Source organism: Streptomyces sp. CAU 1734, from assembly GCF_039888735.1.
Classification (GTDB): Bacteria; Actinomycetota; Actinomycetes; order Streptomycetales; family Streptomycetaceae; genus Streptomyces.
Map to the genome: position 1 here is coordinate 199,567 of NZ_JBDQQP010000014.1, position 13,913 is coordinate 213,479.

Annotated in this window: 8 protein-coding genes; 3 read left to right on the forward strand and 5 right to left on the reverse strand. The window is 75.8% G+C overall.

Annotation, left to right across the window (positions count from 1 at the left end; genetic code table 11):
- The first annotated feature begins 158 nt into the window (after window positions 1-158).
- The 3 genes from AAFN69_RS26355 (at window position 159) to AAFN69_RS26365 (ending at window position 6,518) form a co-directional block, all read left to right on the forward strand.
- Window positions 159-1,607, forward strand: coding sequence for a S41 family peptidase (locus AAFN69_RS26355; protein ID WP_347731304.1), 1,449 nt, complete (start codon window positions 159-161; stop codon window positions 1,605-1,607).
- A 264-nt stretch (window positions 1,608-1,871) separates the two neighbouring features.
- Entirely contained in the window at window positions 1,872-5,513 is a 3,642-nt protein-coding gene (locus AAFN69_RS26360) for a serine protease (protein ID WP_347731256.1), read from the forward strand.
- Between the two features lie 45 nt (window positions 5,514-5,558).
- The gene (locus AAFN69_RS26365; protein WP_347731257.1) at window positions 5,559-6,518 is read left to right on the forward strand and encodes a bifunctional riboflavin kinase/FAD synthetase; all 960 of its coding nucleotides are present in this window, start codon (window positions 5,559-5,561) and stop codon (window positions 6,516-6,518) included.
- Between the two features lie 79 nt (window positions 6,519-6,597).
- On the opposite strand, the gene AAFN69_RS26370 is transcribed toward AAFN69_RS26365, so the two are convergent.
- From AAFN69_RS26370 to eccE, 5 genes are all read right to left on the reverse strand, one after another.
- Entirely contained in the window at window positions 6,598-7,524 is a 927-nt protein-coding gene (locus AAFN69_RS26370; RefSeq protein WP_347731258.1) for a DMT family transporter, read from the reverse strand.
- A 207-nt stretch (window positions 7,525-7,731) separates the two neighbouring features.
- Window positions 7,732-10,782: an SCO5717 family growth-regulating ATPase gene (locus AAFN69_RS26375; protein ID WP_347731259.1), complete on the reverse strand. Its 3,051-nt coding sequence runs from the start codon at window positions 10,780-10,782 to the stop codon at window positions 7,732-7,734.
- A 460-nt stretch (window positions 10,783-11,242) separates the two neighbouring features.
- Complete coding sequence (locus tag AAFN69_RS26380) at window positions 11,243-11,476, reverse strand: DUF397 domain-containing protein (RefSeq protein ID WP_347731260.1); 234 nt, start codon at window positions 11,474-11,476, stop codon at window positions 11,243-11,245.
- A gap of 233 nt (window positions 11,477-11,709) precedes the next feature.
- On the reverse strand, window positions 11,710-12,420 hold the full coding sequence (locus AAFN69_RS26385) for a hypothetical protein (protein ID WP_347731261.1): 711 nt from the start codon (window positions 12,418-12,420) through the stop codon (window positions 11,710-11,712).
- On the reverse strand, window positions 12,417-13,775 hold the full coding sequence (gene eccE, locus AAFN69_RS26390) for a type VII secretion protein EccE (protein ID WP_347731262.1): 1,359 nt from the start codon (window positions 13,773-13,775) through the stop codon (window positions 12,417-12,419). The genes AAFN69_RS26385 and eccE overlap by 4 nt, the downstream gene beginning before the upstream one ends.
- Window positions 13,776-13,913: the final 138 nt, after the last annotated feature.

A 13,913-nucleotide genomic window follows, 5' to 3' on the forward strand; every position in this document is an offset into this window, starting at 1 on the left:
CAGTGACATCAGCGATGCCCTCGGCCGGTGCCGGGGAAGCCGGCGGTACCGCCGGCCCGGATGCGGCCGGCGGACCATACGGTCCGGTCGCCGCCGGCGGACCCCTCGGCGGCCCGGACACCCCCGCCCCGCGCCGCCGCGCCCGGCGCGGCGCGCTCATGGCGGCGGGGACCGTCCTCGCGCTCGCGGGATCGCTCGGCACGGCCGCCGCCGCACCCTCCGCACAGCCGGGCACCCGCTCCCCGGACGCCGGCACCGCGGCCCGGCAGCCCGCCGGGAAGAGCCCTTCGGCGGACGGCATCTGGCGGATGGACGGCTACGGAATGGTGGTCACCGTCCGCGACGGCGAGCTGCGGAGCTGGGACACCACGGCCATCAGCTGCCGTCCCGCCCTCACCGTCCCGCAGCGGGGCACCCCCGGTCCCGGCGGTGCCGTCGGGTTCGCGGCGGACGGACTCGCCCTGACCGTACGGCCGCAGACCCGGGACCGGGCCGCCCTGCGCGTCCACGGCACGGTGGGCGACCGGGCACTGCGCCGGATCGCCGCACTGCCCGAGCTCTGCGGCCGGGAACAGCCGGCCGGGCCGGTCGCCTCCTTCGACGTCTTCTGGCAGACGTTCAAGGAGAACTACGCCTTCTTCGCGAGCCGGGGAGTCGACTGGGACGCCGCCCGCGCGAAGTACCGGCCGAAGGTCCACGCCGGGACGGCCCCCGGCGAGCTCTTCGACATCCTGAGCGAGATGACCGCACCGCTCCAGGACGCCCATGTCGCCCTCCAGGCGGAGAGCCCCGAGCTCACCCGCTCCTTCCGGATGATCCGGCCCGGCACCATTCCGCCGAGCCAGGAGTACGACGACCGGGTCCGGGAGTTCATCGAGCGCCGCGATCTCGGCGGCACCCCGCTCGAACAGCATGCGCAGGGCGCCATCGGATACGCGGAGCTGCCCGGCGGCATCGGCTATCTGCGGATCAACCGTTTTGTCGCCTACGCCGCCGGCACCCCCGACTTCGAGGCCGACACCGCCGAGCTCACCCGGGTGCTGGACCGGATCATCACCCGGGCCCGCACCTCCGGCCCCCGCGCCTGGCGCGGTCTGATCATCGACGCCCGGGTCAATGCGGGCGGGAGCGACGCCCTGGGGCTCCAGATAGCGTCCCGGCTCACCAACCGCTCCTACCCCGCCTACGCCAAGCAGGCCCGCAACCACCCCGCCGACGACACCCGGTTCACCCGGCGCCAGACCCTGCGCGTGGTCCCGGCCGCCGGCTCACCCCGCTACACCGGCCCCATCGCACTCCTGGCCGGCGGATCCACGGTCAGCGCCGGGGAGACCTTCGCCAAGGCACTGGCCGAGCGCCCCGCCCCCACGACCCTGATCGGGGAGAACACCCAGGGCATCCTCTCCGACACCCTCGGCCGCTCGCTCCCCAACGGCTGGCAGTTCACGCTCTCCAACGAGAAATACACCACCCCCGGCGGGTTCTCCCACGAGGGGCCGGGGATCCCCCCGCACATATCCACCCCCGTGTTCACCGAGGAGGAGTTCGCGGCGGACCGCGACTCGGCGTTCGACCGCGCCAGGGCGCTGCTCACCCGGCGCCCCTGAGTCCCGCCGCGCCGTGCCCCGCCCCGTCCGGGCGGGGTGCGGCCCGGGACAGCCAGCCCGGGACAGCCGGCGCGGCACGGTCGGCACGGCACGGCCGGGCCGCCCGCCCACCCCGGGATCCCTCTGCGCGGCGGGTCCGTCCACCGGCGAGGCCCGGCCGTTCACCCCAACGGGCAGGCGCTCGGAGCGAACGGAGGGGCACCCCGGGGGCGCGTTCGCGAGGCGTTCTTCACCGGCCGGCCGGCCCGTGCCTACCGTCGGAGCATGGCCGGAGCGATGAACCACGGGGACCCGGAGCTGCCGACACTCGTGGACATCCGCGATCTCGCCGGCCGGCCGCGCGGCACCGGATTCGCCGCCGACCGGCTGGGCACGGTCGTCACCAGCCACGAGACCATCGACGGCCTCGCCCGCGCCGTACTGCACGCCCCGGGTGCGCGCACCTGCCTCGCCGAGGCCGCCGACATCACCCCCCTGCCCGCGTACGGCCTCGCCCTGGTCCGCACCGAAGGGCTCGGGCTGCGGCCGGTGCCCATCAGCGCCCGGAAGCGGATCGACCCCGGCACCCCGGTACGGCTTCCGGCCCGCGGCTGGTACGAGGCCCGGGTACTGCGCTCCGTCCCGGTGACCTACACGGCCACCGACCGCTTCCATCTCATCGCCGAGGCCGCCGAACTGCTCCTCGGACCGGGGTGCGACGACATGCTGCGGCTGGGCAGCGAGGCCGCCGGCGGCCCGGTGCTCGACGCCGCCACCGGCGCCGCGCTCGCCGTCCTCGGCACCGCGCTCCAGTCCGGCCGGCGGGCCGCCGGCTTCGCGCTGCCCCTGTGCCCCCTCGGCGGGCTCTCCGACGGCCCCCTCCCCGTACTGCTGCGCCGCAACGCGGCCACCGTCCCCGGCCACGGCGACGATCTCAATCTCGCCGCCGTCCTCGAACTCACCGCCGGCACCCTCGGACCCGGTCTCCACTCCGCCGCCGAGCAGGGCGGACGCCGTGCCCTCACCGACCCGGGCGGGGCCGGCGGCGCCGGGGCCGCACCCGGTCTCGTCCTCGCCCTGACCGGCGCCCCCGGTACCGGCCGCACCACCGAGCTCGCCGCGCTCGCCGCCCGCCGCGCGCGGGGCCCCGAGCCCGCCCCGACCGTCTGGCTGCGCGGCGCCGACCTGCGCACCGGCGACACCTCGGTCGCCGACGCCGTCGCCCGCGCCCTGCGGCGCGCCGGACGGGGCCTCACGGCCTCCCAGCCCGCCCGCGCCACCGGGAACCGGGACGCCGTCACCCCCGAGCGCGTCGCCCACCTCGCGCAGGAGGCCGGCCGCCCCCTGCTGGTGGTGCTCGACGGACCCGAGGAGATGCCGCCCCCGCTCGCCCGCCGGCTGCCCGAGTGGACCGCCGGCACCGTGCACTGGCTGAGCACCCGGGGCGCGGGCCTGGCCATCGGCTGCCGACCCGAGTACTGGGAGTACGCCGCCCCGCTCCATCCCCCCGGAGCCGTCCGGCTGCCCGCCGCCCACCTCGGTGACCTCGGCGCCGCCGAGGCCGAGCGGGTGCGCGCCCGGTACGGCATCCCGCCCGGGTCGATCGCCGACGCCGACGCCCGGCACCCCCTCGCACTGCGGCTGCTCGCCGAGGTCCGGGAGGCCCTGCCGGGCGAGGTCCCCGGGTGCCCCGCCCGGGAGGAGATATTCGCCGCCCATCTCGCCCTGGTCTGTCTGCGCACGGCGGTGCGCGTCGCCGCCGGGTCCCCGTCCCCGCCGGGCGGCCGTGCCGTGCGCCGGCTCGCCGCCGGGGTGTCCGGGCGGGTCCACGAGGCGGCCCGGCGCTGTCTGGGAGCGGGACAGGGCGCTCTGGACCGGGAATCCTTCGAGGAGCTCTTCCCCTGGCGGTCCGGCTGGGCCGCCGCGGTGCTCACCGAGGGCCTGCTCGTCCCCGCGGGCACCGGCTACCGCTTCGCCCACGAGGAGGTCGCCGAGTGGATCCAGGGCGCCCATCTCGATCTGGACGCCGCCCTGTACTCCCTGGTCCACCGCCGGCACACCAGACCCCCCAGGGGCCTGCCCGCCCGCCCCGGCACCCGGCTCCCGGGCAGTCATGTCCCGCCGCCGCCCGGTTCGGCGGGAAGCGAACCCCCGACCGCGCTGCCCGTGCCGCGCCATCGCATCGGCCCGGTCGTCCAGGCCCTGCTGCTGCTCGACCGGGTCCACGGCCCGCCCGCCCTCACCCGCCGGCTCCGCGAGCTCGTCGAAGCCGTGGATCTCCCGGCCGGCACCGGGGACCCGCTCTGGTGGGGCGCCCAGCTGCTCGCCCGCACCCTGCTGCGGCTCCCGGACCCCTCCGCGTACCTCCCCGTGCTGCATCTGCTCGCCGAACGCGTCACGCGCCGCTCCGTGCGCGGCGGACCGGACCGGCCCGCCGGGACCGGACTCTTCGGCCCCTGGTTCTGGCTGAGCCTGCGGGTGTCCGAATCCGACCGGCTCGATCTCCTGCGCCGACTCATCCCGGCGGACGGCCCGCCACCGGGCGCCCTGCGACCCCCGCCGTCCGGCACCCTCCGCACACCGCCGCCCGATGCGCGCACCCCCGCCCGCCCCCGGTTCCTCGACGCCGTCGCCGCCCTGCTCGAAGCCGACCCGGTCGGCGTCCAGCCGCTGCTCTGCCGCTGGTTCATCGACGGCACCCCGCTGCCCGTCACCCCCGGCGCCGAGCAGCGCCCCACGGTCGCCGTCGCGGCCCAGGCGCTGCTCCACTCCCGCCGGACCCTCGCCGTGGACGACCTCACCGAGGCCCTGCTGGCAGCCAACCACCCCCGCGCCGGCGAACTGCTCCTCGCCCTCGCCGAGGACGAGCCGTCCGCCCTCGCCCGGGCCGTCGACCGCTGGGCCCACGACCCCCGCCCCTCCCGCCGGGCCGCCGCCGCCGCGCACGCGCCGGCCGTCGCCCCCCACATCACCACCGGGGCCCAGCGGCTGCTGCTGCGCCATGCCGCGCTCGCCCTGCTCGGCCGGCCGGACGACCCCGGACCGCACGGAGCCGCGCTGGCCCTGCTCGTCCGGGATCCGCACACCCGCTCCCGCCATCTGGAACGGGCACTCGACGCGTTCGCCGCCGCCGGGCCCGCGGGACCGCCGGCCCTGGCGCTGATGGCCGCCGTCGAGACCCATCCCGAGCAGGTCCTCGCGGCCTTCCGCGCCCGGCTGCGGACGGACACCGACGCCGTACCCGTGCTCACCGCCCTCGCGGACACCACCACACTCACCCAGGCCCGCCGCGCGGCGGCCCTCGTCACCGAGCATCTCGACCGGCACCCGTCCGGGGCACCCGGGGCCGCCGCCTTCGTGGACCGCCGGCTGGAACACGGACCCGCCGTCCGCTCCGTACTGTTCCCGCTGGTGAGCGAGATGCTGCGGGAGCGGCCCCACCGGGTCGGGCTGGCCCTGGCACCGGTGCTCGCCGCCCCCGGCACCGCCCGCTCCGGCCCCCTGCGGCGCGAACTGCTCGCCGTCCTCCTCGACGCGCTGCACGACCGGGCGCGCCCCTGCACCCCCGGCACCCCCGACGCCGACCCCGACGCCGCCACCGGCGAAGCCGTACTGGAATCCCTCCTCCGGGCCGCCGCCCTCGGCTGCACCGCCCGCCCCGAGGCCCGCACCCGCGAGCTGACGCACCGGACCGGGGTGCTGCTCGCCCGCACCCCCGACGGCGCGCACCGCTTCGACCAGCAGCTCATCCGGCTCGCCCGGGAGGTCCCCGGCTTCGCGGCCCGGGTCGCCGGCTGGGTGGCCCACGACCCCGGCGACTGGTCCCCGCTGATCGCCCCGGAGACCCGCCGGGCGCTGGAGACCCTGGGCAGTCCGATGCCGATGCGAACGGCGGGCCGTGGACATGGCAGTCTTAGACCTGCGTGAGAGCGCAAGAGACAGTCGTTTCATACCGGGCGAGGAGCGGTCACAGTGCAGCGCTGGCGTGGCTTGGAGGACATTCCCCAGGACTGGGGACGCAGCGTCGTCACCATCGGCTCCTATGACGGGGTGCACCGCGGGCATCAACTCATCATCGGGCGGACGGTGGAGCGGGCCCGCGAGCTCTCCGTACCCTCGGTCGTCGTCACCTTCGACCCCCACCCCAGCGAGGTCGTGCGCCCCGGCAGCCACCCGCCGCTGCTCGCGCCGCACCACCGGCGCGCGGAGCTGATGGCCGAACTGGGCGTCGACGCCGTGCTGATCCTGCCGTTCACGGCCGAGTTCTCGAAGCTCTCCCCGGCGGACTTCATCGTGAAGGTGCTGGTCGACAAGTTGCACGCGCGCAGGGTCGTGGAGGGCCCCAACTTCCGCTTCGGCCACAGGGCCGCCGGGAATGTCGCCTTCCTCGCCGAGCTGGGCGCCACCTACGACTACGAGGTCGAGGTCATCGATCTCCATGTCACGGGCGAGGCGGGCGGCGGGGAGCCGTTCTCCTCCACCCTCACCCGCCGGCTGATCGCCGCGGGCGACGTCGCGGGGGCCCACGAGATCCTGGGCCGTCCGCACCGGGTCGAGGGAGTGGTGGTGCACGGCGCCCGGCGCGGCCGTGAACTGGGCTTCCCGACCGCCAATGTGGAGACGCTGCCGCACACCGCGGTCCCGGCGGACGGGGTGTACGCGGGCTGGCTGACCGCGGACGGCGAGCGGATGCCGGCGGCCATCTCGGTGGGCACGAACCCCCAGTTCAACGGCACGGAGCGGAGCGTGGAGGCGTACGCCATCGACCGTGTCGGCCTCGATCTCTACGGGCTCCACGTGTTCGTGGACTTCCTCGCCTATGTGCGCGGCCAGCAGAAGTTCGACTCGATCGATTCGCTGCTGGTGGCGATGGGCGACGACGTCAAGAAGTGCCGTGAGCTGACGGCCGCGGAGGACTCCGGAACCGGCTGAGGGCCGAGCACTCCGGAACCCGCCGGGCGTTCCGGAGCCCGCCGGGGAGGGCCGGGGGTCCACTCACCCGCTCACCCGCTCACCCGGCCGCGCGGTCGACGGTACGGCGTCCCCACGCCGTACCGATCAGCACCAGCCCCGCGCCCAGCAGCCCGACCGCGCCCAGCCGCTCCCCGCCGATCATGATCCCGGCCGCCGCCGCCCAGAGCGGCTCGGTGCCGAGCAGCAGGCTGACCCGCGACGGCGAGGTGCGGCGCACCGCCCACATCTGCACGAAGAAGGCGAACAGCGTGCAGAAGACGGCGAGGAAGACCAGCCCGGCCCACTCGCGCGGCCCGAAGCCGATCGCCACCGACCACGGTCCGGCACCGGTTCCCGGCAGCGCGGCGAGAACCGCGAAGACCGCCACCGCCGCGCCGAGCTGAACGGTCGTCAGCGAGAGCGAGTCGGCACCCCGGGCGGCCTTCAGCCGCGCCATGGCCAGCACATGGACGGTACGGACCACGGCGGCCAGCAGCATCAGCAGATCTCCCGCCGGCGGCGCGGTGAATCCGCCTCCCTGGGTGAGCAGCACGACCCCGCCGACCGACAGCGCCGCCGCGCCCGTGAACGCCCTCGGCGGCCGGGTCCGGGTGACCGCCGCCTCCGCGAGCGGGGTGAAGATCATCGTCAGGCTGATGATGAGTCCGGCGTTGGTGGCCGAGGTGTGGACGACTCCATAGGTCTCCAGCAGGAAGACCACGCTCAGAATGGCGCCGAGGAGCGCGCCCGCGCGCCACTGCGCGGCGGTGAGCGCCCGGAGCCTGCGGTGTCCGGCCACCACCAGCACGGGCAGCACCAGCGCGAACCGGAGCACCAGGACGGCGATCACGGTGTGGGTGGTGGTGATGCCCTTGGCGGAGAGATAGCTGGCGCCCCAGACGACGGCCACCGCCAGCACGGGCAGATCGGTGAGCCAGGCCCGTCTCGGGGCGAGGGCGGGGGAGGGTACGGCGAACGACGACACGGCGGTCTCCCGGGAGTACGGAGTACGTTCGAGACCTCGTTGGCTCGTACACGGAACGATGACGGTACCGGCTTGATCCATTCCGGAACAGGGGTGTGCGCGGGCCCCGCCGCCGGCATCTGCCGCGGGGAATGCCCGAGGGGCCCGTACCGCCGTGCCGTGCTCACACGGTGCGGTACGGGCCCCTCGCCGGACGGTCCGGCCCGCCTACTGCCGGGGCGGTCCCTGCGGGGGCTGCTGCGGCCATCCGGCCGGCGGCTCCGGCTGCTGCCCGGGCTCGCCCGGCTGCTCCGGCCCGGCACCCCCCGGCGCCTGCGGCTGCGGCGGATACGGCTGCGGGCCGCCCTGGTGCTGCGGCGGTCCGTACGGCGACGGCGCCCCGGCCCCGCCGGCCGCCGGGGCCCAGGGCTGCGGCGGATAGGCGTATCCGGGCATCGGCTGCGCGGGCGGCTGCCCCGGCGCGGGCTGCCCGGGGAAGCCCTGGCCCGGCGTCGGCTGCTGCCCGGGGAAGCCCTGCTCCGGGTAACCCTGTCCCGGCGGCGGACCCCCGGGCGGCCCCGGCGGCACGGAACCCCGCGCGCCCGGGGGCAGGTGCTGCTGGCCGGGCACCGGCTGCGCGCCCGGATGGTGCCCCGGCAGACCGGGCGGCACCGGCGGCACGGGCTGCCCGCCCGGCATCGGTCCGGGCTGCTGTCCCGGCATCGGCGGGGCCATCGTCGGCGGCGGGTTGCCGTTCGCCGTCCACAGGCCCTGCTGCTGCTGGGCGCGGATGAAGTCCTCGGCGATCAGCGCGGAGAGATTGAAGTACGCCTCCCGCGTCTTGGGCCGCATCATGTCCAGATCGACCTCGGCGCCGGCCGCGAGATGCTCGTCGAAGGGGACCACGACCACACCCCGGCAGCGCGTCTCGAAGTGCGCCACGATGTCCTCGATCTTGATCATCTTGCCGGTCTCGCGCACTCCGGAGATGACCGTCACCGAGCGCTGCACCAGCTCCGCGTAGCCATGCGCCGAGAGCCAGTCCAGCGTGGTGGAGGCGCTGCTCGCGCCGTCCACCGAAGGCGTCGACACAATGATCAGCTGGTCGGCCAGATCGAGCACACCGCGCATCGCGCTGTAGAGCAGACCGGTGCCGGAGTCGGTGAGGATGATCGGATACTGCCGTCCGAGCACATCGATCGCGCGCCGGTAGTCCTCGTCGTTGAAGGTCGTGGAGACCGCCGGGTCGACGTCATTGGCGATGATCTCCAGGCCGGACGGCGCCTGCGAGGTGAACCGGCGGATGTCCATGTAGGAGTTGAGATACGGGATCGCCCCGACCAGATCCCTGATGGTGGCCCCCGTCTCCCGGCGCACCCGGCGGCCGAGTGTTCCGGCGTCCGGGTTGGCGTCGATGGCCAGGATCTTGTCCTGCCGCTCGGTGGCCAGGGTCGAGCCCAGTGCGGTGGTCGTGGTGGTCTTGCCCACGCCGCCCTTGAGGCTGATGACGGCGATCCGGTAGCAGGAGAGCACCGGAGTGCGGATGAGTTCGAGCTTCCGCTGCCGCTCCGCCTCCTCCTTCCGGCCGCCCAGCTTGAACCGGGAGGCCCCGGACGGATTGCGGCTGGACTTCGCCTTCTGCTTGTTGTTGCGCAGCAGCCGGTCCGAGGAGAGCTCGACGGCCGCGGTGTAGCCGAGCAGCGCCCCCGGAACCGAACGCTCGCGCTGATCGTGTGTCACCGCACTCGGCCAGGCGGCACCCGACCGGGGATCCGCCGGCGCCCCGCCGTACGGCCCGGCCTGCGGCGGCCCCTGCTGATACGGATACTGCGGCGGCTGCGGCTGCCCGCCCTGGTGGGGCGCCGGGGCCTGCGGCTGCTGCGGTACGGGCGACTCCGCCCCGGCCCCCGGCTGCTGCGGGTAGCCGTACCCGGCCTGCGGCGGCAGCGCTCCGGGCGGCGGCTGCGGGAAGCCGTAACCGGCCGGGGGCATGCCCTGCGGCGCCTCCGGACCCTGCTGCGGGAACCCGGTCCCCGGCTGCGGAATCCGCACCTCCGGCCCCTGCGGTCCGGGACCGGCGGCCGGCGGCACGGGGCCGAAGCCCCCGGGGGCGGGGGGCGGCTGCCGGACGCCGCCCTGGGACGGCACCGGAGCCGGTGCCGCCGGCTGCTGCGGGCTCTGCGGGGAGACCGGCCACTGCGGTGCGGCCGGGGGAGCGGCCGGTGCCGCGGGCTGGAAGGCGGGCGGCAGCGGAGGCAGCCCGGGCTCCTGGGCGGCGGGCGCCGCGGCCCACGGCTGAGCGGGCAACGGCGGCGGAGCGCCGTCCCCCGGCACCCCGGCCCCGGGCCGCGCGCCCTCCGGCTCACCGGCCCCGTGCGAACCGGAACCGGCTTCCCCGGGCTCCGGAGCGGCGTCGGCGGCGGGACCCTGCCCGGCTGAACCGGCTGAACCGGCTGAACCGGCCGAACCGGTCGGCCCGTCGAAGTCGGCGCCGGTGTCCGTGCCGCTGTCCGTGCCGGCTTCCCGGGACTCCCCGCCGGCCGCACCGCCCCCGCTTCCACCATCGGCCTCGGACTCTGCCCCGGAATCGGGGTCGGAATCGGGTGCGGCGAGCCCGTAATCCCCGTACTCCGCACGCCCATCGGGCCCGGCGGAACCGCCGGACAGCGCGCCATCGGACCCGCCGGAGCTCTCCGCGGAAGCGGCAACCGGAACCTCGGCCACCGCGCCGTCCCCCGCCGCGGCCCGCTCCGCCCGCGCGCGCTCCTCCTGCTCCTTGGCGGCGTCCAGCCTGGCGAACTCATGCTTCAGCGCGGTCGGGGAGAAACGCATGGTGGCGCCGCTCTCCTCGGTCCCGCCGCGGTGGGGCTCCGGCTGATCCGGAGCCGGCCCGGCGCCCGCCCGCGCGTCCGTGGCCTCCGGCGACGGCTGTGCCGCAGCCGGAAAAGCCCCGCCCGGAGCCGCGAAGGGAGGTAGCTGTGAGCCCCGGCCGCCGTCGCCGTACCCCTGCGCCGGACTCTGCCCGGCGGGAGGCGCGGAAAGCGGGCCCGGCTCGAATCCACTCCCCGCCGGCAGTCCCGGAGCCGCCTGCGACGGTGGCGGCGGGGCGGACCCCGGCGCGCCCCCGCCCGTGCCGCCGTCACCCGACGCGTTCTGCGTGTACCAGGCGGGAGGGGTGTAGTCGATGGTGAACTCACCCGTCATCTCGGCGGGCTCCGCGTCGGACTCGTCGGCGGGAAGGTTCCATCCCCCGCGGATCTCGTCCCGATCGCCGTTCACTGTGCCTCCTGGTGTGGTCGAGCACCCTCTGTGCCGTCGTGGGTGGGGGCGGTCGCTGTCCTCCGACCGGCCCGGCTCTCCGCCCGGGGACGCGGATCGCGTCCCCACAGGTCCTCTGCCGCTGTCCGTCCCACCCTAGTCGCCAACCATGACAACCCGGCAGGGCCGACCGCTCCCTTGACGTCCGCCGGCCGCCCCGCGCGGCGCGTCCGGCCGCTCCGCCGGGCGCGGCACACGGACGAAGTGCAGGAAGAAGGGGCGAACGGGATGAACGCCGTACAGAGGCCCGCCATATCGGCCGCCCGACCCCACACGGCCCCGGCGGCGCACCCGGCGCGGACTTCCCCGTACCCGCCCGGCCGGGGGATCGGCCGCCGTGCCCGGAGAACGAACAGGCGGCCGATCCATCGGCCGCCTGTTCGTCCGACCTCGTCCGCGAGGCCACCCACGCCCCGGTGGGTCAGCGCAGATCGAACTCCCCGTCGCGGGCGCCGAGCACAAAGGCATGCCACTCGGCCTCCGTGTAGCGCAGCACGGTGTCGGGGTCCAGGGACGACCGCATCGCGACCGCGCCACCGGGCAGATGGGCGATCTCGACCCGCTCCTCGTCCTCACTCGTGCCGGGAGCACTCAGCCACTCGACGTCCGAGATGTCGAGGGCGTAGAGCTCGTCCTTCTCCTGTTCGCTCCCCATCGGTTCGGGCTCCCTTTCGGTATTCGGAACGGACCGGTCCGCGCCGCCCGCCCGTACCGCCGCGAAGGCCGGACGGGCGCGGCCGGTCCACATCTCCCGGCAGTCTAGGCGGACTCCACCGGGGCAACGGCCGCTGTTTCCGGCGGAATCGGCCGTGTATGAGCGGGACCCGGAGGCAAGGAATCACGGGAACGAGTGTCTGCTCGTACACGCGTACGGATGCGCCTCGCCGGTCAGTCGATGCGCCGGGCCGCGCCGAGCAGGCCGTTCTCCGCGTCCGTGCCGATCGTCCGCACCCAGGTCCGCTCGCGGCTGGAGCACCAGAGCGTCACCCCGTCCGAGAGCGACGGCAGCGCGGAGGTCTCCTCCGTGTTCAGCCCCAGGATCCGGCCGATCTGCTCCGCCTCCTGCGGCGACACCCGCTGAACACCCACCAGCGTGGAATCGCGCAGCAGCCGGGGCGCCACCGGGCTCAGATAGGGCAGCAGCGTCAGCACCGACTGCCACGGCGAGGAGACCACCCGGCCGCGCGGCGGACGCATACCGCAGTCGCGCACCACCACCACCGGACTGCCCACCGCGGCCCCCATCGGCGGGACCCGGCCCACCTCGTGCAGGGTGACGCAGTCCAGCCCGGCACCGGCGGCCCGCGCCGGCCCGGCCCACGCCTGGGGACGGCCGGTCTCCACGGCCACCCGGGCACCGGTGCCCGCCGCCCGCAGCGCGATCACCTGCGCCGTCCACAGACCGCCGATCAGCAGTACGTCATAGGGCGCCGCCCGGTGGAACCCCACGATCTGCGGGCGTCCGTCCGAGTCCTCGCCGATCACCACACCGTCGTCGCCGACCGGCACCGAGAGCGCCCGCAGATCGCCGGCGGCCACGGTGTGCCCCGGATGCCCGGGGCCGAGGAGCCCGCGCGCCGCGCGGATCCCCGCCCTCACCGCGCACCGCCCAGCGGAAGCGTGGCCAGCGCACCGGGCAGCTGCTCGCGGTCGAGCCGGACGAGACCGACCCCGGCCCCCCGCGCGGCCTGCTCCAGCGCCCCGCGCACCCCGATGAGTTCGGTGTCGGAACCACCGGTGACCCGGACATGACCGGCCAAGGACATCTCCCCCTGATGCGCGCCCCGCCGCAGGGTGAGGCTGAGAGTCGTCGCGTACGCCGGAGCCGCCGTCAGCAGCGACACCAGCCGGGGCAGCGGCACCGCGGCCCGGCCGAGCTCGGGCCAGCGGGCCACCGCGTAACTGGTGTGCCAGCGGTCGTCACAGCGCCAGACCCGGGCCGTCTCCATCGTCCGCCGCTGCGGCGCCGCGTCCGGCCGGGCGGCCCGCGCCGCGAGCCGGGGGCTCGCACAGGTCGCCGTCGCCAGCGCGGAATTCAGCTCCTGCTGATCCAGGACGACGGCCTGGAATCCGGCTCCGGTGACCCGGCTGGCCACATGGTCCGCCACCCGCACCAGACAGCGCTGCGCCCCTTCGAGCCCGCCGCCGCGCGCCGCCACCGCCTCCCGGCACAGCTCGGGATCCAGCTTCACCGCCACCCAGGTCATCCGCAGCGCGGGCGCTCCGGTCCGCTCCTGGAGGGGGGCGTACGAGAGGCGGGCCATCGCCTGCTGGGGCAGATGCGGCGCGGGAGCCGGGCGTACCTGCTGCACCAGCTGCACCGACTCCAGCACGATGTCGTCCACCGCCAGCGCGCCGGCCAGCGCGGCCAGCGGCAGCGCCCGCTCGCCGGCGGCCGGGCGCAGACCGTCACCGCTGGCCTCGACGCGGACCACCGCGGTCAGGAAGGTGCCGTCGCCCAGCATGCCCACCGTGCGCCGGTTGCGGTCGACGTAGGGGGAGGGGCGGAATCCGGGTACCGCCTCCGCCACCGGGGCGAGTGAGGGGTCGGTGTCCGCCGCCGGCGCGCCGGCCGCCCGTCTGCGCGCCCGCAGCGCGCCGGCGGTGGAGAGCCAGTCCTGGAGGGGCCGGCCGCGGCGCCGCACGAAGGCGAGCAGCACCAGCACCGTGCCCGCGGCGACCGCGGGTATCAGCCAGAATCCGCCGAGCACCACCCCGATCAGGGCCAGGGCCAGGGCGATTTCCACCAGGGCGAGCTGGCGCAACTGGAAGGGGCCGACACGGCTGGTCCGCGACAGCGGGCGCGGTGTGGTGGTGGGCGGGCCGAGCACCGACTCGGAAGCGGAACCGGAAGAGTGTCCGGCGGGCTCCGGCTGATCGGCGCGCACTCTCCGGGAAGCGCGTCGCCGCCCTTCCGAAGTCCGCCCATTTCGCGCGCGCGTCGCCGTACCCATCGCCGCGTTGCCCCCTCGTGTCCGTAATTGCCGAATTACCATGGGCGTTGACCGGGCGATCACCCTACCTGAGCAGTAACCGGCAACCACCAGCAGGCATAGTAGGGGGGCGGTAGAGGGCGGGCGTCCCGGTGAGTA